This is a genomic window from Acidihalobacter prosperus, from assembly GCF_000754095.2.
GTDB lineage: Bacteria > Pseudomonadota > Gammaproteobacteria > DSM-5130 > Acidihalobacteraceae > Acidihalobacter > Acidihalobacter prosperus.
On record NZ_JQSG02000001.1, the window covers coordinates 387,436 to 409,589 of the forward strand.

Annotated in this window: 20 protein-coding genes; 15 read left to right on the forward strand and 5 right to left on the reverse strand. The window is 63.1% G+C overall.

Going from position 1 to position 22,154, the window contains the following annotated elements; genetic code table 11:
- Positions 1-16: 16 nt before the first annotated feature.
- The 9 genes from dnaE (at position 17) to ispD (ending at position 11,437) form a co-directional block, all read left to right on the forward strand.
- Positions 17-3,535 (forward strand): DNA polymerase III subunit alpha, encoded by a 3,519-nt coding sequence (gene dnaE / locus THPRO_RS01910; RefSeq protein ID WP_065089125.1) that lies wholly within the window; start codon positions 17-19, stop codon positions 3,533-3,535.
- Between the two features lie 51 nt (positions 3,536-3,586).
- Positions 3,587-4,543, forward strand: a complete 957-nt coding sequence (locus THPRO_RS01915) for an acetyl-CoA carboxylase carboxyltransferase subunit alpha (RefSeq protein ID WP_038091962.1) — start codon at positions 3,587-3,589, stop codon at positions 4,541-4,543.
- An 8-nt stretch (positions 4,544-4,551) separates the two neighbouring features.
- Positions 4,552-5,868, forward strand: a complete 1,317-nt coding sequence (gene tilS, locus THPRO_RS01920; RefSeq protein WP_065089126.1) for a tRNA lysidine(34) synthetase TilS — start codon at positions 4,552-4,554, stop codon at positions 5,866-5,868.
- Positions 5,869-5,890: 22 nt separating this feature from the next.
- Positions 5,891-6,460, forward strand: coding sequence for a YqhA family protein (locus tag THPRO_RS01925; protein ID WP_065089127.1), 570 nt, complete (start codon positions 5,891-5,893; stop codon positions 6,458-6,460).
- A gap of 102 nt (positions 6,461-6,562) precedes the next feature.
- Entirely contained in the window at positions 6,563-8,215 is a 1,653-nt protein-coding gene (locus THPRO_RS01930) for a CTP synthase (protein ID WP_038091965.1), read from the forward strand.
- On the forward strand, positions 8,212-9,069 hold the full coding sequence (kdsA, locus tag THPRO_RS01935; RefSeq protein ID WP_038091968.1) for a 3-deoxy-8-phosphooctulonate synthase: 858 nt from the start codon (positions 8,212-8,214) through the stop codon (positions 9,067-9,069). Before THPRO_RS01930 ends, kdsA begins: the two co-directional genes overlap by 4 nt.
- Before the next feature lie 23 nt (positions 9,070-9,092).
- The gene (eno, locus tag THPRO_RS01940; protein ID WP_038091971.1) at positions 9,093-10,370 is read left to right on the forward strand and encodes a phosphopyruvate hydratase; all 1,278 of its coding nucleotides are present in this window, start codon (positions 9,093-9,095) and stop codon (positions 10,368-10,370) included.
- Positions 10,371-10,394: 24 nt separating this feature from the next.
- On the forward strand, positions 10,395-10,742 hold the full coding sequence (ftsB, locus tag THPRO_RS01945) for a cell division protein FtsB (RefSeq protein WP_038091973.1): 348 nt from the start codon (positions 10,395-10,397) through the stop codon (positions 10,740-10,742).
- Positions 10,739-11,437: a 2-C-methyl-D-erythritol 4-phosphate cytidylyltransferase gene (ispD, locus tag THPRO_RS01950; RefSeq protein ID WP_038091975.1), complete on the forward strand. Its 699-nt coding sequence runs from the start codon at positions 10,739-10,741 to the stop codon at positions 11,435-11,437. The genes ftsB and ispD overlap by 4 nt, the downstream gene beginning before the upstream one ends.
- Before the next feature lie 43 nt (positions 11,438-11,480).
- Here ispD and THPRO_RS01955 read toward each other — a convergent pair whose 3' ends face one another.
- From THPRO_RS01955 to THPRO_RS01965, 3 genes are all read right to left on the reverse strand, one after another.
- Entirely contained in the window at positions 11,481-12,149 is a 669-nt protein-coding gene (locus THPRO_RS01955) for a DUF502 domain-containing protein (RefSeq protein ID WP_065089128.1), read from the reverse strand.
- Between the two features lie 116 nt (positions 12,150-12,265).
- Positions 12,266-12,655, reverse strand: coding sequence for a hypothetical protein (locus THPRO_RS01960; protein WP_038091977.1), 390 nt, complete (start codon positions 12,653-12,655; stop codon positions 12,266-12,268).
- Positions 12,656-12,791: 136 nt separating this feature from the next.
- Positions 12,792-13,901 carry a porin gene (locus tag THPRO_RS01965; RefSeq protein ID WP_065089129.1) on the reverse strand — a complete coding sequence of 370 codons (1,110 nt, stop codon included), beginning with the start codon at positions 13,899-13,901 and terminating at the stop codon, positions 12,792-12,794.
- A 203-nt stretch (positions 13,902-14,104) separates the two neighbouring features.
- On the opposite strand from THPRO_RS01965, the gene THPRO_RS16155 reads away from it, so the two are divergent.
- Positions 14,105-14,971, forward strand: coding sequence for a glycerophosphodiester phosphodiesterase family protein (locus THPRO_RS16155; RefSeq protein ID WP_161489915.1), 867 nt, complete (start codon positions 14,105-14,107; stop codon positions 14,969-14,971).
- 4 nt (positions 14,972-14,975) lie between these two features.
- Positions 14,976-16,133 carry a glycerol-3-phosphate dehydrogenase/oxidase gene (locus tag THPRO_RS01975; protein WP_065089130.1) on the forward strand — a complete coding sequence of 386 codons (1,158 nt, stop codon included), beginning with the start codon at positions 14,976-14,978 and terminating at the stop codon, positions 16,131-16,133.
- A 9-nt stretch (positions 16,134-16,142) separates the two neighbouring features.
- On the opposite strand, the gene THPRO_RS01980 is transcribed toward THPRO_RS01975, so the two are convergent.
- Together THPRO_RS01980 and THPRO_RS01985 are read right to left on the reverse strand one after the other, a co-directional pair.
- Entirely contained in the window at positions 16,143-16,658 is a 516-nt protein-coding gene (locus THPRO_RS01980) for a hotdog fold thioesterase (RefSeq protein WP_052064556.1), read from the reverse strand.
- On the reverse strand, positions 16,655-18,571 hold the full coding sequence (locus tag THPRO_RS01985; RefSeq protein ID WP_065089131.1) for a feruloyl-CoA synthase: 1,917 nt from the start codon (positions 18,569-18,571) through the stop codon (positions 16,655-16,657). Before THPRO_RS01985 ends, THPRO_RS01980 begins: the two co-directional genes overlap by 4 nt.
- A gap of 236 nt (positions 18,572-18,807) precedes the next feature.
- On the opposite strand from THPRO_RS01985, the gene THPRO_RS01990 reads away from it, so the two are divergent.
- The 4 genes from THPRO_RS01990 to THPRO_RS02005 all read left to right on the forward strand — a co-directional run bounded on the left by THPRO_RS01990 (position 18,808) and on the right by THPRO_RS02005 (position 22,154).
- Positions 18,808-19,266, forward strand: coding sequence for a MarR family winged helix-turn-helix transcriptional regulator (locus tag THPRO_RS01990; RefSeq protein ID WP_038091989.1), 459 nt, complete (start codon positions 18,808-18,810; stop codon positions 19,264-19,266).
- A 47-nt stretch (positions 19,267-19,313) separates the two neighbouring features.
- The gene (locus THPRO_RS01995) at positions 19,314-20,099 is read left to right on the forward strand and encodes a crotonase/enoyl-CoA hydratase family protein (protein WP_038091992.1); all 786 of its coding nucleotides are present in this window, start codon (positions 19,314-19,316) and stop codon (positions 20,097-20,099) included.
- Complete coding sequence (locus THPRO_RS02000) at positions 20,096-21,346, forward strand: thiolase family protein (protein ID WP_038091994.1); 1,251 nt, start codon at positions 20,096-20,098, stop codon at positions 21,344-21,346. Before THPRO_RS01995 ends, THPRO_RS02000 begins: the two co-directional genes overlap by 4 nt.
- A gap of 67 nt (positions 21,347-21,413) precedes the next feature.
- On the forward strand, positions 21,414-22,154 hold the full coding sequence (locus THPRO_RS02005) for an SDR family NAD(P)-dependent oxidoreductase (RefSeq protein WP_201786911.1): 741 nt from the start codon (positions 21,414-21,416) through the stop codon (positions 22,152-22,154).

The window sequence follows — 22,154 nt, forward strand, 5'->3', positions numbered from 1 at the left end:
ATCGACCGCGGAAGCGATGGAACCCTCATACATTCATTTGTCGCTGCACACCGAGTACTCGCTGACCGACAGTGTGCTCAGGATCGGCCCGCTGATGAAGGCGCTGGCCGAGCAGGGTGCGCCGGCAGTGGCGCTGACGGACCAATGCAACCTGTTTGCCATGGTCAAGTTCTACCGTGCCGCCCAGCGCGCTGGCATCAAGCCGATCATCGGTGTCGACGCCTGGATGCGCGAACCGCCCGGCAGTCCCGGCAGCGAGCCCGAGTCGCCCGCGCGCGCGCTGTTCTTGTGCCAGGACGAAACGGGATACCGCAACCTGACCCGGCTGGTGTCGCGGAGCTACCAGGAAGGCCAGCACGGCGGCATCGCCATGCTCGATTACGACTGGCTGGAGGGCATGAGTGAAGGGTTGATCGTGTTGTCGGGTGGTCGCGCCGGCGACGTCGGGCGCGCACTGCTGGCCGGCCGCCGGGCACAGGCCGAAACGCGCCTGGCATTCTGGCGGCGCCTGTTTCCCGACCGTTATTACCTCGAGCTGCAGCGTACGGGGCGCGACGGCGAAGAAGAGTATCTGCATGCGGCCGTGGCGCTGGCGGCGGCCAGCGATACGCCGGTGGTGGCCACCAACGACGTGCGTTTCCTCACACCGGAGGATTTCGAGGCGCACGAGGCGCGGGTGTGTATCCACGACGGCGACGTGCTGGCCGACCCGCGGCGTGCGCGTCGCTACAGCGAGCAGCAGTATCTGCGCTCGCCGGAGGAAATGGTGGCGCTGTTCGCCGACCTGCCCGAGGCGCTGGAGAACACGGTCGAGATCGCACGCCGCTGCTCGCTCGGACTGACGCTGGGCAAATCGGTGCTGCCGCAGTTTCCGGTCCCCGAAGGCATGGACACCGACGGGTTTCTGCGCCGCGAGGCGGAGAAGGGACTCGAAGCCCGCCTGCATCAACTCATTGACCCCTCCGCGGCGGATGCCGAGCAGCGGCGAGTCCAGTACCACGAACGACTGGCGCGGGAACTCGATGTCATCATCCAGATGGGTTTCCCGGGCTACTTCCTGATCGTTGCCGATTTCATCCAGTGGGCCAAGCGCAACCAGATTCCCGTCGGTCCTGGCCGCGGTTCCGGCGCAGGTTCGCTCGTGGCGTACTCCCTAGGAATAACTGACCTTGATCCAATACGTTACGACCTTCTTTTCGAGCGCTTTCTGAATCCTGAACGCGTTTCCATGCCCGACTTCGACGTCGATTTTTGCATGGAGAAGCGCGATCGTGTGATCGATTACGTGGCCGAGCGCTATGGGCGAGACCGCGTCTCGCAGATCATCACCTATGGCAGCATGGCGGCCAAGGCGGTGGTCCGTGACGTCGGTCGCGTTCTCAGCCACCCTTATGGCTTCGTCGACCGCATCGCCAAGCTGATCCCCTTCGAGATCGGCATGTCGCTGGAGAAGGCGCTGGCCCAGGAGGAGGACCTGCGGCGGGCCTATGAGGAAGAGGAGGAGGTCACCGCGCTGATCGATCTCGCGCTCAAGCTCGAGGGACTCGCGCGCAACGCCGGCAAGCATGCCGGCGGCGTGGTGATCGCGCCCGGCCCGTTGACCGACTTTTCGCCGCTCTACTGCGAAGAGGGCGGCCAAAGTCTGGTGACCCAGTTCGACAAGGACGACGTCGAGGCCATCGGTCTCGTGAAGTTCGACTTTCTCGGCCTGCGCACGCTGACGATCATCGACTGGGCGGTAGAAACCATCAATGCGCGCCGGCCCGAAGGTGTCGAGACGCTTGACCTCAATCGCCTGCCGCTGGACGACGAAGCCACCTACGGCCTGCTCAAGCGCCATCAGACGACGGCGGTGTTCCAGCTCGAATCGAGCGGCATGCAGGAGCTGATCAAGCGCCTGCAGCCGGACAACTTCGAGGATATCGTCGCGCTGGTGGCCCTGTACCGGCCTGGTCCGCTGCAGTCGGGCATGGTCGACGACTTCATCAATCGCAAGCACGGTCGGGCCAAGGTCGAATATCCGCACCCCGAACTGGAGCCGATCCTCAAGCCGACCTATGGCGTGATCCTGTATCAGGAGCAGGTCATGCAGATCGCCCAGGTGCTGGCCGGCTACACGCTGGGCGGCGCGGACATGCTGCGCCGCGCCATGGGCAAGAAAAAGCCCGAGGAGATGGCCAAGCAACGCGAAATCTTCACTCAGGGGGCGGTCGGGCGCGGTGTGGATGCGGATGTCGCAACCTACATCTTCGACCTGATGGAAAAATTCGCCGGCTACGGGTTCAACAAATCGCATTCGGCGGCTTACGCGCTGTTGTCGTACCAGACGGCCTGGCTCAAGCAGCATCATCCGGCGGCCTTCATGGCCGCGGTGCTGTCGGCCGATATGGACAATACCGACAAGGTGGTCAACCTCATCGAGGAATGCCGCCAACTGGGGCTGAAGGTGGTGCCGCCGGACGTGAACCGTTCCTTTCACCGTTTCACGGTAGTCGACGAGCGCACCATTTTGTACGGCATGGGCGCGATCAAGGGCATCGGCGCCTCGGCCATCGAAAGCCTGCTCGAGGAGCGTTCGGCGGCGGGGCCCTTCAAGGATCTCGGTGCCCTCTGTCGACGCGTGATCGGCCGCAAGGTCAATCGTCGCGTGCTGGAAGCGCTGATCCGTGCGGGCACGCTCGATGCACTTGGCGTCAATCGAGCGACCCACATGGCCCGTCTGCCCGAGGCGATCCGCGCGGCGGAGCAGGCGCAGCGGGATGCGGACCAAGGGCAGGTCGACCTGTTCGGCGAATCGCCCGAGGTGGCGGTGCTTGCCGATCTGCCCGAGCTGCCCGAGTGGGAGGATGACGAACGCCTGCACGCTGAAAAGGAAACCCTGGGCCTGTATCTGACCGGCCATCCGATAGATCGCTATGCCGATGAGCTGTCACGCTTCGTCACGCGTCCGATCGCGGCCTGGCTTCAGGAAGATGAGCCGGAAGGTCGCGGGCGCGGCGCGCGCAACGATCGCGACATGGTGGTCGCCGGTCTGGTGGTGGGGCTGTCCGTGCGCACCGGACCCTCGGGGCGTTTCGCCTTCGTCACCCTGGACGATCGCACCGGCCGGCTCGATGTCGGGCTGTTCGGCGACGAATATCAGAATTACGCCGATCTCCTGGCCAAGGACATCCTGCTGGTCATCGAGGGCAGCATCGGTTTCGACGCCTTCAGCGGCCGCCGGCGCGTGCGCGCACAGCACGTGCATACCATCGATCAGGCGCGTGCGCGCTTTGCCAAGGCGCTGGATATCCAGGTCGTCAACGACGGCCGCCTCAACGGCCTCGCCGGCGAGCTGATGCAGGTGCTCAAGCCCTATTGCTACCGCGACAACGGCTGCCCTGTGTGGCTCAGTTACCGCAATCCGAAGGCCGATGCCCGCCTGGTGCTCGGAGACGAGTGGCGCGTGCGCCCCAGCGACGAACTGCTGCGGCGCTTGGCTCGCCTGGACGGAATCTCGCGTCTCAAGCTGCGCTATGGCCCTGACAAGCGTTGACGGCCCCGGTTACAATCCCCCGTCCGCCGTGGGCCGAATACGGATAGCCGAATGAATCCCGAGTTTCTTGATTTCGAACAACCGATCGCCGAACTCGAAGCGAAAATCGAGGAGTTGCGCTATGTTGGGAATGACAGCGAGGTCAATCTCAGCGAGGAAATCGGGCGCTTGGAACGCAAGGCCCGCAGTCTGACCCAATCCGTATTCGCCTCGCTTACGCCCTGGCAGGTATCCCAAGTGGCGCGGCATCCGCGACGTCCTTACACGCTGGACTATATCGAGCGCCTGTTCACCGATTTCGAGGAATTGCACGGTGATCGCACCTACGCCGACGACGCGGCCATCGTCGGCGGCGTGGCGCGCTTGCGTGGCCAGCCGATCATGGTGATCGGCCACCAGAAGGGACGCGACACCCGCGAGAAGGTCAGGCGAAATTTCGGCATGCCGCGTCCGGAAGGCTATCGCAAAGCCTTGCGTCTCATGCAGATGGCCGAGCGTTTCCGCCTGCCCGTCGTGACCTTCATCGACACGCCGGGGGCGTATCCCGGCGTGGGCGCGGAAGAGCGTGGGCAGAGCGAAGCCATTGCTCGCAATTTGCTCGCGATGTCACGTCTGCGCACGCCCATCGTCTGCGCGGTCATCGGCGAAGGCGGGTCGGGCGGCGCGCTGGCGATCGGGGTCGGCGACCACGTGATGATGCTGCAATACAGCACCTATTCGGTCATCTCGCCGGAGGGCTGCGCCTCGATTCTGTGGAAGAGTGCCGACAAGGCGCCGGATGCGGCCGAGGCGCTCGGCATTACCGCGCAGCGCCTGAAATCGTTGAACCTCATCGATGAGATCATCGGCGAACCTGCCGGGGCTGCGCATCGCGATATCGAAACCATCAGCCTGCGCCTTGGCGAAGCGCTGTGGCGCGCCATCGAACGCCTGCGGACCACCAACACGGAGACGCTGTTGAAACGCCGCTACGAGCGCCTGATGCAGTACAGCACCCTCTCGGATTAGATTCGCCGATGCCCAAGGTCGAAATCTTCGACCCGGCCTGGCTGGCGCGACAACTTGACGGCCTGCCCGTCACCGGGCGTTGGGTCGTGGCCTACAGCGGCGGCGGCGATTCACAGGCGCTGCTGCATGCGCTGGTCAACGGCGCGGCCGGCACCCGTGCGGTGCGGGCGGTCCACGTGCACCACGGCCTGCAGCCCGATGCGGACGCCTGGGCCGATCGCTGTTCGACGCATTGTGCCGCATGGGGTGTCGAATTCGAGGTCGTGAGGCTGAATGCCCGCGCGCGCGCGGGCGACAGCCCCGAAGCGCGCGCGCGCGAGCTGCGCTACCGTGCCCTGAGGCAAGGACTCGCCCGCGGAGATGCGTTACTTACGGCGCATCATGCCGACGATCAGGCCGAAACGCTGCTGCTGCAGTTGCTGCGGGGAGCGGGTCCGGCCGGATTGGCCGCGATGCCTGCGATCGTGCCTTTCGGTACCGGCTGGCATGTGCGTCCCTTGTTACCCTTGCGGCGCACCGCCTTGCGCGCCTATCTCGAGCGTTTCGGGCTCGACTGGATAGAGGATCCGTCCAATCAAGAGTGGAAGACACCGCGCAACTATCTGCGCCACCGGGTGATGCCGCTGATCGAGGCCTACTGGCCGGCGGCCACTGTCACCCTGGGTCGTGCCGCCGCGCTGCAGGCCGAAACGCAAGGCTTGTTGATGCATCTGGGCCGCCGCGACCTCGAGGCGGCGTCGCATTCGCTGTCCGGCGTACTCGATGTCGACGCATTGCGCGCGCTGCCCGATGCCCGCCTGCACAACGCGGTGCGTGTCTGGCTGTCGGACAAGGGGCTGCCGCTGCCGAGCCGGCAGCGGCTGTCGAGCCTGCGACGGATGCTGGAGGCGCGGGTCGACGGTCGTGCGCAATTGTACTGGCCGGGCGCAGAACTGCGACGCTACCGCGATGGGTTGTATGCCGGTGCTCCACTGCCGCGACACGATCCGACAGTGGTGATCGACTGGGACCCCTCGCAACCAATGGACCTGCCGGGTGTCGGTATGCGCCTGTGCGCGGAAGATCTGCGCTGCGACTGGCGCGGCTTGAAATCTGCGGGTGCGCGCTTCACGATTCGCTTTCGCAGCGGAGGGGAGCGCTGCCGGCCATCGCCGAGGGGCGCCGCACGGGCGCTCAAGACCCTGTTGCAGGAGGCCGGTGTGCCCCCCTGGCTGCGGGATCGCATCCCCTTGCTGTATGCCGACCAGCGCCTGATCGAGGTCGTCGGACATTGGGTATGCCACGGGGGAGCCGGGCGGGAGGCGAACGGGATTGAAACGCCATGAATCCGGGATACTGGGAGAGGGAATGAACCGACTGGAACAGCTGTTCGAAGGTTTTCTATGGCGCAGTCGCCTGGTGGTGCTGGCTGCGGTATTGGCCAGCCTGGCATCGGCGCTGGCCATGTTCTATACGGCCACGATCGATGCGTGGTACATGATCATTCACCTGGGCGACTATGCATCGCCGGCATTGAGCGAGGCCGCGCGAACGCAGATGCGGGGCAGCACCATCGCACATGTGGTCGGGATATTGGACGGCTATCTGCTGGCCACGGTGCTGTTGATCTTTGCGCTCGGCCTTTACGAGCTCTTCATCAGCAAGATCGACGAAGCGGAGCGCTCCGAAATGGCCTCGAAGGTCCTGGTGATCCACAATCTGGACGATCTCAAGGCACGACTCGGCAAGGTCGTGCTGATGATCCTGATCGTCAAATTCTTCGAGCATGCTCTCGGCATGAAATTCTCCGATCCGCTCGACATGCTCTACTTCGCCGGCGGGATCGCCCTGATCGGCCTGGCGTTGTATCTGTCGCATTCATCCGAGCACAAAACGGACAAGCCTGCGCGCCCGCGACTGCCCGGGCACGAAGAATGATCGGCGCGCGGCCGGCGCTTCCGATTGAGGGGGCGGCCCGATCTTTGCTAAACTCGCGCCCCGTGATCCCCCCGACTTCATCCGCCCCGTGGGCGTAATACTATGACGCGTTTTATTTTTATTACCGGTGGAGTCGTCTCCTCCCTGGGGAAGGGTATTGCTTCGGCCTCGCTGGGCGCCATCCTCGAGGCCCGCGGCCTCAAGGTGACCCTACTCAAGCTCGATCCGTACATCAACGTCGATCCCGGCACCATGAGTCCGTTTCAGCATGGCGAGGTGTTCGTCACTGAGGATGGCGCCGAGACCGATCTCGATCTCGGGCATTACGAACGCTTCGTGCGTTTCCGGGCCACCACGCGCAACAATTTCACCACGGGGCAGATCTACGAGAACGTGATCCGCAAGGAGCGGCGCGGCGATTATCTCGGCGGTACCGTGCAGGTGATCCCGCATATCACGGACGAGATCAAACGTTCGATCCGCGTGGGCGCAGACGATGCAGATGTCGCGTTGGTCGAGATCGGCGGCACGGTCGGCGACATCGAATCGCTTCCCTTCCTGGAGGCCATTCGCCAGATGGGCGTCGAACTCGGGCGCGAAAACGTGTTGTTCATGCATCTCACCCTGGTGCCTTATCTGCCGGCCTCGGGCGAGATCAAGACCAAGCCTACCCAGCACTCCGTCAAGGAACTGCGTTCGATCGGCATTCAACCGGACGTGCTCATGTGCAGAAGCACCGTGCCGTTGCCAGACAGCGAACGGCGCAAGATCGCACTGTTCACGAACGTCGAGGAAAAAGCGGTCATTTCCGCCATCGACGTGGACAATATCTACAAGATACCGCTGTGGCTGCACGCCCAGCGCCTCGACGAGATCGTATTGCGAAAATTCCACATCGATGCGCCGGCCGCCGACCTTTCCGATTGGAAGCACGTGGTCAACGCAATGGAATTCCCGGAGGCGGAAGTGGTGATCGGCATGGTCGGCAAATATGTCGATTTGACCGAATCCTACAAATCGCTCAACGAAGCCCTGACGCATGCCGGCATCCATACGCAGACCCGGGTGCGCATCGAGTACATCGACTCCGAACGCATCGAGGCCGACGGCACCGAGCTGCTCGCCCATCTGGACGCCATCCTGGTGCCAGGCGGGTTCGGCAGACGTGGCATCGAAGGCAAGATCCAGGCGGCGGAATACGCACGCACGCACGGTATACCCTATTTGGGTATCTGCCTCGGCATGCAGGTTGCCGTGATCGAGTTCGCGCGCCATATCGCGGACATGCCCCAGGCCCATAGCACGGAGTTCGATCAGGGTACTCCGGACCCCGTCATCGCGCTGATCACCGAATGGCAGGATCAGAGCGGGCAGATCGAGCGCCGCGACGAGGGATCAGACCTCGGCGGCACCATGCGCCTCGGTGGCCAGGCCTGCAGGCTTGAGGCCGGCAGCCTCGCCCAGCGCTTGTACGGCGAAGACACCATCACCGAGCGTCACCGCCACCGCTACGAGTTCAACAACAACTACCTCGAACCGCTGGCCGCGGCGGGCTTGCGCGTTTCCGGCAAGTCCCTAGACGGGGCCCTGGTCGAGGTCGTCGAGCTGCCAGAGCACCCCTGGTTCCTGGGTTGCCAGTTCCACCCCGAATTCACCTCGACGCCACGCGACGGGCATCCGCTCTTCAGTGGTTTCATCAAGGCCGCCCGCAGCCGGCACGATCTGCAACTGCGCAAGCTGGAGTCAACGGCATGAAGCTGTGCGGTTTCGATGTCGGTCTAGACCGGCCGTTTTTCCTGATCGCCGGTCCCTGCGTTATCGAGAGCGAATCGCTGGCGATGGAAACCGCCGCCACGCTCAAGGCGATGACCGACAAGCTGGGCATCCCCTTCATCTACAAATCTTCCTTCGACAAGGCCAACCGTTCGTCCAGTCGCAGTTTCCGTGGCCCCGGCTTGGGCGAGGGCCTGCGCATACTCGAACGCGTGCGGCGCGAGATTGCCGTGCCGGTGCTGACCGATGTGCACGAGGACACGCCGCTCGACGAAGTCGCCGAGGTGGTCGACGTGCTGCAGACGCCGGCCTTCCTGTGCAGGCAGACCAATTTCATCCAGAACGTTGCGCGCCAGGGACGGCCGGTCAATATCAAGAAGGGGCAGTTTCTTGCGCCGTGGGACATGGGCAATGTGGTCGACAAGGCCCGCGAAACCGGCAATGAGCAGATCATGGTGTGCGAGCGCGGTGTATCGTTCGGTTACAACAACCTGGTTTCCGACATGCGCGCGCTTGCGGTAATGCGCGGCACCGGCTGTCCGGTCGTGTTCGACGCGACCCATTCCGTGCAGTTGCCCGGCGGGCAGGGCAGCTCCTCCGGCGGCCAGCGCGAATTCGTCCCCGTGCTGGCGCGGGCGGCTGTGGCCGCAGGCGTGTCAGGCTTGTTCATGGAAACCCATCCGAACCCCGGTCAGGCCTTGAGCGACGGCCCCAACGCCTGGCCGCTGGGGCGTCTCGAACCGCTGCTCGCTCAGCTTGCCCAGATCGACGCGCAGGTCAAGGCCTCGCCGTTCGCCGAGCAGGATCTGCTCGAAGCCCGCGCCACAATCGAATAACCACCCCAGGAGACCATACGTCCATGTCCGAGATCGTCGACATCCACGCCCGAGAGCTGCTCGATTCACGCGGCAACCCGACCGTAGAAGCGGACGTGCGCCTGGCTAGCGGTGCCTTCGGGCGTGCGGCGGTGCCTTCCGGCGCCTCGACCGGCACCCGCGAAGCGGTGGAGTTGCGCGACGGCGATGCCGGACGATACGGCGGCAAGGGCGTGCTCAAGGCCGTGGAACACGTCAACGGCGAGATTCGCGAAGCCCTGCTCGGGCTGGATGGGCGCGACCAAGCGGCGGTCGACCGCCGCATGATCGAACTGGACGGCACACCCACCAAGGCGCGGCTGGGCGCGAATGCGATCCTCGCGGTGTCGCTGGCGCTAGCCAAGGCGGCGGCCGTCGAATCCGAGCAGCCCCTGTTCCGCTATCTCGGCGGCAGCGGCGCCATGACCTTGCCGGTGCCGATGATGAACATCATCAACGGTGGCGCACATGCGGACAACAGCATCGACCTGCAGGAATTCATGATCGTGCCCGTTGGTGCCGCCTCGCTAGCCGAAGCGGTGCGCTACGGCGCCGAGGTGTTCCATGCGCTGAAGTCGGTACTCAAGAAGCAGGGCTTGGCGACCGCCGTCGGCGACGAAGGTGGCTTCGCGCCCAACCTGCCTTCCAACGAGGCCGCGATCAACGTCATCCTGGAAGCGATCGGACTGGCCGGCTTCCGGCCGGGAGACGACGTGGCGCTGGCCATCGATGCGGCCAGCTCGGAATTCTATAAGGACGGCCGGTACGTCCTGGCCTCGGAAGGGCGCAGCTACGATGCCGCCGGCTTTTCCGAGTACCTGGCTGCCTGGGTCGAACAGTATCCGATTCTGTCGATCGAGGACGGCATGGCCGAGGACGACTGGGACGGTTGGGCCATCCTGACCAAGACCCTGGGTGCGCGGATACAGCTCGTCGGCGATGACCTGTTCGTGACCAACACCGAGATTCTTGCGCGCGGCATCGAAGCCGGCGTGGCCAATTCTATCCTGATCAAGGTCAACCAGATCGGCACGCTGACCGAGACCATCGAGGCGATCCGCATGGCCTCCGGAGCAGGCTATACCGCGGTCGTTTCGCACCGCTCCGGCGAGACCGAGGACACCACCATCGCCGATCTCGCGGTGGGCATGCAGACCGGGCAGATCAAGACCGGGTCGCTATCACGTTCGGACCGAGTGGCAAAGTACAACCAACTGATTCGCATCGAAGAGGCGCTGGGTGCGCAGGCGAGCTATCCTGGCCGGAACGTCTTCAAGCGCTGACCCGCGCGCGGCCGGAACGGGCGCATGAGCACCGGGAGCAAGCTGCTGATCGCGGCTCTGGTGGCGCTGCTACTCGTGCTTCAATACAAACTCTGGCTGGGAGAAGGCAGTCTCAGCGACGTTCACCGTCTGCGCGCGGAATTGACCGCGCAGCGCGCAGAGAACGCCCGGCTCAAGGACAGCAATGCCGCTCTGGCCGCCGAAGTCATCGCGCTCAAACGGGGTACTGCGGCAATCGAGGAGCTGGCGCGCAGTCGGCTAGGCATGATCCAACAAGGCGATACGTTCTATCAGTACGTCGCGCCGCCGGGGCCTGGCGCAGACAAACTCTCATCCGCACCGAGTCGACCCTCAGGGCCGGCACAGCGATGAGTCCGCGCCGCTGGGTCATATTGCCTGCCGCAGGCGCAGGGCGTCGGATGGCGTCCGAGGTGCCGAAGCAATACCTGCGACTCGGCGATCGCACCGTGCTGGAGCATAGCCTCTCCCACTTCACGTCGCGGGCGGATATTGCGGGCATCTTCGTCGCGCTCGCGCCGCACGATCCCTATTGGCCAGAACTTTCGTTTGCGGGCAAATCGGAGCTGTGGCGCGTGGCCGGCGGCGCCGAGCGTGCGCATACCGTGCGCAATGCCTTGCGCGAACTGGCGCGTGTGGCGGCGCCGGAGGATTGGGTGCTGGTGCACGATGCCGCCAGACCCTGCCTGCATCGCGACGATCTCGACCGTTTGATCGGTGATCTTGAGCTGGATCCTGTTGGGGGTATCCTGGCGACGCCGGCACGGGACACCTGCAAGCGCGTGGGCGCCGATGGACGCATTGCGGAGACGGTCGACCGACAAGCTTTGTGGCTGGCGCAGACGCCGCAGATGTTCCGCTTGAGACTGTTGATCGATGCGATAGATGCCGCACTGGCGCGCGGTTGCGTGGTGACCGATGAGTCCTCAGCCATGGAGCTAGCCGGTCATCAGCCGCGAATCATCGAGGGGCGCGCCGACAACCTCAAGATTACGCGGCCCGAGGATCTGCCCCTCGCCGAGTTCATGCTGGCGCACCAACCGACCTGAGGCCTGCCGTGGCCAGTCGGGTGTCGCTGACGTATCGGATCCATCAGTCCAGAGGGCGCTTGGAAAAACGGATGTGCTCGGGCGCAACCGCCCCTCCCGAAATAATGAAGCTCATGGCCTCGTCCATGCTCCAGTCGGTCGGCACGAGATCCTCGACAGGCACGATTTCAAGATACCCCGAGGTGGGATTGGGTGTGGTCGGCACATAGACCGCCGCCAGTTCGCGTCCCGTATCGCTATCGATGAGCGTGCGTGTGACCAGGCCGACCGAGCGCATCTCGGGCGAAGGAAAGTTGATCAACACGACACGCTGTACATTGTCCGGTTTCTGCTGCAGGGCCGCGAGTAGTTTTTTGGTGGATCCGTACACCGCGTGCGCCATGGGTATATGACTCATCAGCCGGTCCACCAGCCCCAGCAACCTGCGCCCAACGATACGCGTGCTGGCCCAGCCGAGCAGGTAGAGCGCAAGCAGGGTCAAGGCGATCGCGAGCGCCGATTGCACCCACGGATAAAGCCAAAGACGGGGAGGCGGGCTGCCACTGCCGAACGTATCGGTCAGTGCGCGGATCCATGGAGAACCAAAGCTCGATAGTTGGGAAAAAATGAAATCGAACACCAGCCAGGTGATCCACAGAGGGATGACCGTGAGTACGCCGGTGATGAGATAGCGTTGTACCCTTTGCGTGAATCCGCTGCCAGCGTCAGCCATGCGCTTACCCGGTGGAAATGGTGCGTCCAGTTTAGCGGATCGGGGAGGCGGTCACGGCTCAGGATTGGTGGGCGCGCCTGCCCATGCGTGTTCGCGAAGACGCCGCGAGGGCGCCCTCAAGTCGCTTCGGCGGCGATGAATCTTGAAACGAAGCGGTGGTAGCGCGCATCTTCGCGCCGGTTGCCGCGCCGAGTCTGGGTGATGGCGCCGCGCGGCGAAAGCCCCGTGCTGCCATCGCGCCGGGTCCAGCGTATGCGTCCGGGCGTATCCGGCGGGATTTCATGATTACTCACCAAGGTGAAGCTGTGGCCATCGCCCACGCTGAGGTTGACGTAAAGTGGTTGTGGCGGTTTCGCATGCTCGGGCCAGAATTCGGCCGATAGCAACGGTGCGCTGCCGCGTTGATCGATCGATAGGTCGACACCTTGCAGAATCTCGTCGATCTTGCGTTGCCGCTCAGGCGTGATCTCAACGCCGTTGTTGCCCTTGATGTACTCGCGCGCCATGCCGCCCCCTCCTGCTGCCGTGGCAGCATCTCTCCATAAGTAAAGCTTAGCACAGGCATGCGGGGGCTTGACAAAAATCAAAGAAAGGTCATGCGGGAGTCCGTCGCTCTCCCGCATGACCGATCTCTAGCCTGTCTCAGAAGTTGTAGCGCATGCCGACCGCGATGACCGCGTTGGCCTTGGCGTTGGCGCTGTCCACCAATTCGCTGTTGGCGTAGCGATTGTTCAGTTGGAGTTCGCCCGAGCTGCTGAACTGCTTGCTGAAATGATGGTTCAGGCCGAGGGTAACGCGGTTTGCCGTCTTTTTGCTGATGGCTGCCCACTTGGCCTGGCTGTACTGGGCGTACACATAATTGTCTCCGGCCGTGTACGAACCCTGAACCGCGAGGGTCTGCACGGAACTGGTCACGCTGCCGGCGGTGCCGGTCACGCTGCCAAGCTGGCTGGGGCCATCGGCACGTGGACTCAGGCGCTGGAAATTGGCGTCGATACCGAATGCGCCGAACTGATAGCCAGCCGCAATACCGGCGATGTTCTTGGCGTCCCCAAGGCGGGTGGCGCCGAGCGAGGATAGATACCAGCCGCTATTGATGCCCACATTGTGCTTGGGAATGGACATGAAGGCGGCATTGACGTAACCGCCGCTGCCGAACGCGTACTTGGCGCCGACCTGGATCATCCCCTGCTGCTGACCCTTGCTGTCGGTGCCGGCGCCGACATAGGCGAGACCGATCTGGAGGCCATTCATGTCGGGGCTGAGGTAATTGATGGCATCGACGCGATAGGTATAGCCGTTGGCGTTGATCGGATTGATCGGTGCGTATACAACGTTGGTCACATAGGTTGCGTCTTCGATCAACGAATAGTAATAGTCGACTTGGCGGCCGATTGTCAGGCTGCCGAAACCCTTGCCTTTGACGCCGAGATAGCCGAAGCGGGTGTAGAATCCGGGGCTCGGCGTATGATAGGCGCTGCCGCTGTTGCCGATGCTGCCATTCATGGCGTTGTACCCGGCCTCGACCTTGTAATAGCCAGTGACGTTATCGTTGATTTTTTCGCTGCCCTTGATGCCTATGTTGCTGGAGTCGTCGCCGAAAAAGGTCGAGGCACTGCCGTTCGCCGTGGTTTTGCCAGCATTGTACATTTCCAGCCAGACGCGTCCGTACAGCGTGGCCTCAGCAGCCTGCGTGACCGCCGGTGCAATGGCGACGAGACCCAGCGCGGTTGCGATAACCGTCTTGTTCATGTGTATTGACCCCTTAGATTGATATATGTCGATGAATACCCGTATTGGGTGGCGACCTTATACCGACGCCGATAGTGGCTTATCAATCGCGACGACGGGATAAATGCCGCATAAATCAAAAATTCATATATTTGTACAGCCATTAACCAGAATTCAGCTGTGGCTATCCGATTTTTCGTGAATTTTTTGTTTTGGGGATGGCGGTGTTCGAGCGCTTTGGTATATTCCCCCGCCGCATGACATACCAGTGGGCTCTGGCATCAGGCATTCTGAGCGGATCGGGCGAGCTACTGATCAATACAAGGTTGCGCGATGGTGCGACTATCGGAGTGTCAATGATGAAATATCATTTCATCGCCCATCGCGGCGATAGGGAGTTTTATCCTGAAAACACCGTTGAAGGACTGATATCCGCAGCCGGTCTTGGCGCAGAGGGTTTGGAGTTCGACGTCCAAATTACGCGCGACCGCGTAGCGGTAGTGACCCATGACGTGGATCTGGATCGATGCTGCGGTGTGCGCGGCAACGTGCTTGACCTTGGAATCGAAGCGCTGAGTGGGATTTCAGCGGGCGAGCCAAGTCGTTTTGGTACCCTCTTTGCCGATTGCCGATTGCCAAAGTTATCCACGCTTGTGGATGCGCTTAACCGAACGAAATGTCCCGAGGTCTTCGTCGAAATCAAGGAAGAGAGTATTGATCGTCATGGTAGAGACGAGGCACTCGATATTCTGAGTGACGCGATGGCGCACGCGCAATTTTCATGGGCATTGATTTCCTTCGATTACGACATCTTGCTTGAGGCAAGACGCCAGAAGGCCTGGAAGATCGGCTGGGTTCTTCCGGAGGATACGGATTGGGATCGTTCGCTATTGAGCGATATGCGTCCGGAATTTGCGTTTGCAGCGCTTGCGACGCTCAAGTCACGCCGCAACAAGACCTGCAAAGGCCCTTGGCGCTGGGTTGTTTACGGCGTGAATCATCCTGGCGATGTCGAATTTCTGGAGAAAATGGATATTTTCGACTACGAAACGGATCGCCTGGGATTCATGCTTGAAAAAATGAACGGATAAGATCGTGCAGCCATATGATTTGATCGTCATCGGCGGCGGCATCCAGGGTGTCGGTGTGGCGCAGGCAGCCGCCGCCGCGGGATATTCGGTGGCATTGTTCGAGCAATACGGTGATTTGGCACAAGGCACATCCTCCCGATCGAGCAAATTGATCCATGGTGGCCTTCGTTATCTCGAAACCGGGCAGTTTTCACTAGTGCGAGAATGTCTGCATGAACGGGAGCTTCTGCTTGAAAACGCGCCAGATCTCGTGCGCTTGCAGCCATTTTATCTTCCGGTGTACCGGGGTGGCCGGCATGGTGTTTTGAAGTTGCGAGCCGGGCTGTCCGCCTATGCGTTGCTGAATGGTCTGCGTGCCGATTCGCGCTTCTCGGCGTTACCTAAAAAACAATGGTCGCAACTGGATGGTTTGCGCCGCGAAGGTTTGCGTACGGTGCTGCGGTATTACGACGGGCAAACAGACGATGCAGCCCTCACGCGCGCGGTCATGGCATCGGCGATGGCATTGGGCGCGGAGTTGCATCTGTCGCATCGGTCAGAACTTGTCGAACTGAACGCCGGCGGAGTCGAGGTGCTTTTCCAGACGCAGGGCGGGCAATTGACCTGTCGCGCCCGTGCCTTGGTCAATGCCGCTGGTCCTTGGGCAGCGCAGTTCCTGGCGTGCGTGAGGCCGACGCAGTCGACGCCGGCGATCGAACTCGTGGCCGGCACACACATATTGCTGGATCGTCCGCTTGAAGCCGGTATCTATTACGTCGAAGCGTCCGATGGGCGGCCGGTGTTCGTCATGCCTTGGCAGGGGCGTACATTGGTTGGCACTACGGAGCGGATCTATCATGGCGACCCTGGCGCCGTCAGCCCTGAGGATGCCGAAATCACCTATCTGCTGGAGACTTACCAGCATTATTTTGCGGATATGAATCCCACGATCCTTGACGCTTTCGCCGGATTGCGCGTGCTGCCCAGCGGAGGGGATCCCAATCGACGATCGCGCGATACGATGCTGCTGACGGATCGGGAGCACAAGCCCCGTCTGTTGAGCGTGCTGGGGGGGAAATTGACGGCCTATAGGGCGACTGCCGAGCGTATCATGAAAACCCTCGATCTGCCTGCTCGCGTGTCCCGTGGAGACACTCGCCGGCTGCGTTTGCCGAGCGAATGACCGCGGCTTTCAGGGGGGCGGACGAATATCCGAGAGCGTGTCGGCTACCGATGCCTGGCGGATGATTGCGAGGGTCAGTCTCGCCACACACAGCGGTCGCTGATTCTCGTCTTCTATTTGCACGTCCCATACGTGCGTCGAACGACCGAGATGCAACGGGCGGGCCGTCGCGGTCACTTCGCCGCTCTCCTTGCCGCGCAAATGATTGGCACTGATCTGAATGCCAACCGCGGCTTCCTGGTCCGGGTCGGAAAGGCACAGCCATGATGCCATGCTGGCGATTTCTTCGGTCAACGCGCATGAGGCACCGCCGTGCAGGCGCCCGAAAGGCTGGCGCGTGCGGACATCGACCGGCATGCTGGCGCGCAGGAAGTCCGGGCCGATCTCTGTAAAGCGAATGCCCAGATGTTCGCCCAGCGTACCCTGGGCGAGGATGGCAATCGTGTGCAGGTCGGAGGGCTGCTTCCATATCCGTCGCGGTGGGGGGCGGGGGGCGTTGATGCGTGTTGCGTCGTGGCGTGTCATGGTGGCGAATACTGCGTTGGGGGGCGATCTGCTCGCGCGCCCGGAGCGATGGCGACGTCCCGCTCGGCCAGCACGATGACTTGGGACGACAGCGGGTCGGTATAGAGTGTTTCGACCAGCGACTGGCGATGCTCCAGTACGGCGCGTTGATTGAGCGTGCCCTTGTCTGTCAGTTCGTTATGCGCGACCGATGGCGCTTCGGTCACCAGCAACAACCGGGTGATACGGCTGGCACTGCCGGCACCGCGACTCGCGGCCTGCCTGAGGATATCCACGAAGCGTTCGCGTACGAGCGGGTGACGCAACACGGTTTCGGCGTCCATGCTCGCATCGGCGCGGAGCAGGCTTCGGCACGCCTCGATGTCAGCAAAGACCAGTGCGCCGACGCTATCCCGATCCTGTCCGGTTATGGCGGCATCCCGCACGCACGGCGCACCGATTTCGACGAGCCAGGCACGCAGAGGGCCGACGCTCACCCACGTGCCGGTGGCCAGCTTGAAATCTTCCGCGACGCGCCCGTCGAACAGCAGGCCGGCTGCAGGCTGTCCTGGATCGGCAAATCGAAGTGCGTCCCCCAGGCGGTAGAACCCTTCGTCGTCGAATGCGCCGGCGGTGAGTTCGGGTTGGCGCCAGTATCCCGGCGTGACGTTGGGGCCGCGGATGCGCGCCTCCAGTTTTTGCCGGCAGGGCACAAGCTTAAGCTCGACGCCCGGCGCCGGCAGACCGACCAGGCCCGAACGGCGACTGTCGCGGTTGGCGCATAGGGCAAAAGGCGCGGTTTCCGTGGCTCCCAGGCCCGTCATCATCAGCACGCGTGAGCCGCCATGCGCCGCTCCGAGTGCGTCCCAAGCCTTCCAGACATGCTGCCCGAGATGTGCGCCGGCATAAAATGTCATTTTCAGACGGCTGAAGAAATGCTTGGCCAGCGCCTCGTCGAATGTCAGTGCGGGCATGAGCGCCTCATACCCCTTGGGCACGTTGAAGTAGAAGCTCGGGGCGACCTCGCGCAAATTGCGCAATGTCCGCTCGATGCCTTCCGGCGTCGGAAGGCCGTCGTCGATGTAAAGCGTGCCGCCGTTGTAAAGCACGAGCCCGAAATTATGATTGCCGCCGAAGGTGTGATGCCACGGCAGCCAGTCGACGAGCACGGGAGGCTCGTCGGCGAGACAAGGCCAGGATTGCCGCTTCATCTGCTGGTTGCTGCAAAGCATGCGCTGCGTATTGATAACGGCCTTGGGCATGCCGGTGGTGCCGGAGGTGAAGAGAAATTTGGCGATGGTGTCGCCGTCGATCGCCGCGTGCGCAGCTTCAACGGCCGAAGTCGGCGTGGTGCTGGCTAGATCGGCATACAGCCCCGCATGGCTGCCGGACGGTGGGCGGCGGCAGATCGTCTCGCAGGTATCGGACAAATGAAGGCGTTCGAGCAAGGTCTGTACCTGCGGCCACAGCGAGCCATCGTTGATATAAACCATGCCGGGCGTAAGCAGAGACAGGGCGTGCCGGAGTTTGGCGAAGTCGGCGGCCCCCTGGAGATAGGCTGGCGCCAATGGCGCATAGGGTACGCCCACATGCTGGGCGGCCAAGGCGAGCAGGCCGTGCTCGATGTCATTGCCGGAGAGGATGGCCAAGGGGCGCTGAGCCGACAGTCCGCGGTCGAGCAGCGCCTGGCCGAGGCGTCGGGCCATGATCAGTGCTTCACGATAGGTAATGCCCCGCCAGCGCCCGTCTTCGTCGCGGTCGACGAGAAAAAGCCGCTCCGGCGCACGCCGGGCCCATTCGATCAGGCGTTCGGTCAGGCAGCGGGGATAGGGGCCGAGTTCGATGGCATTGCGAAGGTAGTGCGTGCCGTTTTCGCCGCTGTCCTGGATGAGGCGGTAATCGGCCAGTCGGACCGGCCGGTATGGAATGTTCATTGGCAGCCCCCGCTTCACATGCACCGCGTCCGCAGGTGTGGAACGGGTAAATGCGTAAGCCGGCCACCCGGTTCTGGCCGGACTCACTTGCGGATACCGCGGGTACTATAGAATACTCGGGTAATAATGTTGGCATGTCAAACCAGCAGCCGGCTCCGTCGCTCGGTTGTGGTCGCGGACCCGCAGCGGCATCTGGACCGGTCGTGCCGCCGCTTTCAATGACTCAGCAATGGCTTATGGCGAAAACACCCGGCAGCAACCAGGACGGCATTCATGCGCTCGATTTTGGTCAACTGACGGACCTGGTTGGCTATCGCCTGCGCAAGGCGCAGATTGCAGCCTATCAGGCCTTCATGACGGGGCGCGATGCCCCGGGGCTGACCCCGGGGCAAGTGGGTGTGCTGATATTGATCGATCGCAACCCGGCGTTGACCCAGCAGGCGCTCAGCTATGGCATCGGCGTTGACAAGTCCACGTTGGTGGCCACACTCGACCGCCTCAGTGAACGCGGCTTGATCCGGCGCGTACGATCGTCCGTGGATCGACGCCAGAACGAGTTGCGGCTGACGCCCAAGGGGCAGCGGACGCTGACCGAGGCGCTGGCCTATATCGATCAGCACGAGCGCGCGTTGACGGCGCGCTTGAGCGATGACGAGCGCGCAACGCTGTTAGCGTTGCTGCACAAGATCGGATGAGCGCACCACTCCGGTCAAAACGGGGCGACGATGGATAAGGTCCGTCCATGAGCGCGCCTCGTCAAACCGCCGGCCTACTCGTCGAACAGCGCGATGCGGTGGCCTGGCTGCGCATCAACCGGCCAGCCAAGCGCAATGCGCTGGATGCCGGGATCATACGCGCCCTGTACGACGCCCTGAATGCTTTGCCCGAGCAGACGCGGGCCATCGTCCTGAGCGGCGAGGGCGAACATTTCTGCGCAGGCCTTGATCTGAACGAAGCCGTCGAAATGCACGCGGCCGAGGGCTTGTTCCACTCCCGTCTTTGGCAGCGAGCCTTCGACGCGATCGAGAACGCATCGGCCCCGGTGATTGCGGTCATTCAGGGCGCGGTGGTCGGCGGCGGGCTGGAACTGGCCGCCGCGGCGCATCTCAGGGTGGCGGAATCCACCGCATACTACGCACTGCCTGAAGGTCTGCGAGGCATATTCACGGGCGGTGGCGGTGCCGTGCGCATCCCGCGACTGATCGGCCTCGCCCGGATGACGGACATGCTGCTGACCGGCCGCGTGTTTTCCGCCGAGGAAGGGCAGCAGATGGCTCTGTCGAATTATCTCACCAAGGCGGGTGAGGGACTTGCGCTGGCATTCGCGCTGGCGGAACGCGTGGCGCGCAATGCGCCGCTGAGCAATTACGCCGTGCTGCAGGCCTTGCCGCGCATCGCCCGCACCGAGGGAGAGGCAGGTTATCTACTGGAAGCGCTGATGGCCGCTGTCGCGCAAGGCGATGCCGAGGCCAAGGCACGGCTGCGCGATTTTCTTGCCGGGCGCGCGGAAAAGGCCGGGCCGTCATGAGCGAGAGGGGCGGTTTGTACGCCGTCTGGCAGGACGCTTGGCTCATGTCCGGCGCCCGCACGCCTTTCGTCGATTACCGCGGAGCCCTGAGCGCGGCATCGCCCACAGACCTTGGCATCAAGGCGGCGCGCGGTCTGTTCGGGCGTGGCCGGCTCGCGCCAGAGGAGGTCGACGCCGTGATCGTCGGCAACATGGCGCAGGCAAGTTACGATGCTTACATGATGCCGCGCCATGTGGGCCTCTATGCGGGTGTTCCCGTGTCCGCGCCCGCATTGATGGTGCAACGCGTCTGCGCGACCGGGTTGGAGCTGCTGACTCAGGCGGCCGACACCATCGCACTGGGCCGCGCGCGCGCGGTATTGTGCGTGGCCGCGGAATCGATGAGCCGCAACCCGCTGACGAATTACACCCACCGACAAATGGCTGGCGAACCGCCCGTGTACCGGGATTTTCTGTGGGAAGCGCTCCACGATAGCGCATGCAAGCTCGACATGGGCGGCACCGCAGAACGCCTGGCGATGCGTTACGGCATCGATCGGGTAATGGCGGACGCCTATGCCTCGCGCAGCTTCGCACGCGCGCTGGCCGCGCGAGAGGGTGGCTGGTTCGACGAAGAACTGGTCACGCTGTCCGATGAGGATTTTGAATGTCCCGGCCTTGAACCCCGTCAATTGCGTTTGCACGAGAGCACCATCGTGGATCGCGATACGCATCTTCGGGCGTCGTCACCGGCTACGCTTGCAGGGCTCAAGCCGGCCTTTGGCGGCATACAGACGGCCGGCAACAGTGCGGGCATCTGCGACGGGGCGGCCGCAACGCTGGTCGTGTCCGGTGCGATGGCGAAGAAACGGGGACGACCGCTGGCGCGATTGCTGGCGAGCACGACGGTCGGCGTCGATCCAGCCGAGATGGGGATCGGTCCGGTACCTGCCATCCGCCGTCTGCTCGAATCGCACGATCTGGACTTGGCCGACATCGATTGCATCGAGATCAACGAAGCCTTCGCCGCACAGGTACTCGCCTGCGCGCAGGCCCTGGACATTGATGCGGCACGCCTTAACGTACATGGCGGCGCCATCGCCCTGGGGCACCCACTTGCGGCGACGGGCCTGCGCTTGGCGATCACATGCGCACGCGAACTGTCCTGTAGCGGCGGGCGTTACGGCATCGTCGCGGCCTGCGTGGGTGGCGGACAGGGAATGGCATTGCTGCTCGAAAATACGGGAGCATGGCCCGTCGAATTATAAAATCCGAACATTGGGCAATCGGAACCGTCCGGGGGAGTCTATGCGGATAGACGGACACAGTGCAGTCGTGAGCGGTGGCGCCTCTGGGCTGGGGTTTGCCACAGCGCGGCGGCTGCACGAGGCGGGCGCTCGCGTCGCGGTCCTGGACCGCGACGCCGAAGCGGTGGCGCGCGTGCTACGCGAGTGGCCTGACATCCTGGCGCTGACGTGCGACGTGGCCCGCGAGGACGCCTTGGCCGAAGCACTGACGAAGGTATACGAGCGCCAGGGGCGTGCGCGCATCGCCGTGGCCTGTGCTGGCGTGGCAGGCGCGCGTCGCCTGGTTTCCCGGGAAGGCCCGATGCCGATGACCGACTTTCTGCAGATTCTGCACGACAATCTATTCAGCAGCTTCAATCTGTTGCGCCTGGTGGCCAGCGACATGTCCACGCTAAAACCGCTGGGCCGGGATGGAGAGCGCGGCGTAGCCATTATGACCTCTTCGATCGCGGCCTTTGACGGACAGATCGGGCAGATCGCTTATGCCGCGGCCAAGGGCGCCGTCGCCGCCATGACCTTGCCAGCGGCGCGGGAACTCGCGCAATTCGGGGTTCGGGTGTTGGCCTTGGCACCAGGTCTTTTCGATACGCCGCTGCTGGATAATCTGCCCTCCGAAACGCGCGCGGCCTTGGCCCAGGCCATGCCATTTCCGAGACGGCTCGGCGACCCGGATGAATTTGCCGATCTGGTGCTGCACTGCATCGGCAATGTCGCGCTCAATGGCGAGGTGATCCGTCTCGATGGCGCATTGAGGCTGCCCGCCCGCTGA

Excerpts from the sequence above, each read along its gene's own strand:
- THPRO_RS01930 (WP_038091965.1), top strand. The coding sequence starts at position 6,563 with ATGACGCGTTTTATTTTTATTACCGGTGGAGTCGTCTCCTCCCTGGGG.
- THPRO_RS01915 (WP_038091962.1), top strand. The coding sequence starts at position 3,587 with ATGAATCCCGAGTTTCTTGATTTCGAACAACCGATCGCCGAACTCGAA.
- THPRO_RS01925 (WP_065089127.1), top strand. The coding sequence starts at position 5,891 with ATGAACCGACTGGAACAGCTGTTCGAAGGTTTTCTATGGCGCAGTCGC.
- THPRO_RS01995 (WP_038091992.1), top strand. The coding sequence starts at position 19,314 with ATGAGCGCGCCTCGTCAAACCGCCGGCCTACTCGTCGAACAGCGCGAT.
- THPRO_RS02000 (WP_038091994.1), top strand. The coding sequence starts at position 20,096 with ATGAGCGAGAGGGGCGGTTTGTACGCCGTCTGGCAGGACGCTTGGCTC.
- dnaE (WP_065089125.1), top strand. The coding sequence starts at position 17 with ATGGAACCCTCATACATTCATTTGTCGCTGCACACCGAGTACTCGCTG.
- THPRO_RS01955 (WP_065089128.1), bottom strand. The coding sequence starts at position 12,149 with ATGGCTGACGCTGGCAGCGGATTCACGCAAAGGGTACAACGCTATCTC.
- ispD (WP_038091975.1), top strand. The coding sequence starts at position 10,739 with ATGAGTCCGCGCCGCTGGGTCATATTGCCTGCCGCAGGCGCAGGGCGT.
- THPRO_RS01980 (WP_052064556.1), bottom strand. The coding sequence starts at position 16,658 with ATGACACGCCACGACGCAACACGCATCAACGCCCCCCGCCCCCCACCG.
- THPRO_RS01960 (WP_038091977.1), bottom strand. The coding sequence starts at position 12,655 with ATGGCGCGCGAGTACATCAAGGGCAACAACGGCGTTGAGATCACGCCT.
- kdsA (WP_038091968.1), top strand. The coding sequence starts at position 8,212 with ATGAAGCTGTGCGGTTTCGATGTCGGTCTAGACCGGCCGTTTTTCCTG.
- THPRO_RS01965 (WP_065089129.1), bottom strand. The coding sequence starts at position 13,901 with ATGAACAAGACGGTTATCGCAACCGCGCTGGGTCTCGTCGCCATTGCA.
- THPRO_RS01990 (WP_038091989.1), top strand. The coding sequence starts at position 18,808 with ATGGCGAAAACACCCGGCAGCAACCAGGACGGCATTCATGCGCTCGAT.
- tilS (WP_065089126.1), top strand. The coding sequence starts at position 4,552 with ATGCCCAAGGTCGAAATCTTCGACCCGGCCTGGCTGGCGCGACAACTT.
- eno (WP_038091971.1), top strand. The coding sequence starts at position 9,093 with ATGTCCGAGATCGTCGACATCCACGCCCGAGAGCTGCTCGATTCACGC.
- THPRO_RS01985 (WP_065089131.1), bottom strand. The coding sequence starts at position 18,571 with ATGAACATTCCATACCGGCCGGTCCGACTGGCCGATTACCGCCTCATC.
- ftsB (WP_038091973.1), top strand. The coding sequence starts at position 10,395 with ATGAGCACCGGGAGCAAGCTGCTGATCGCGGCTCTGGTGGCGCTGCTA.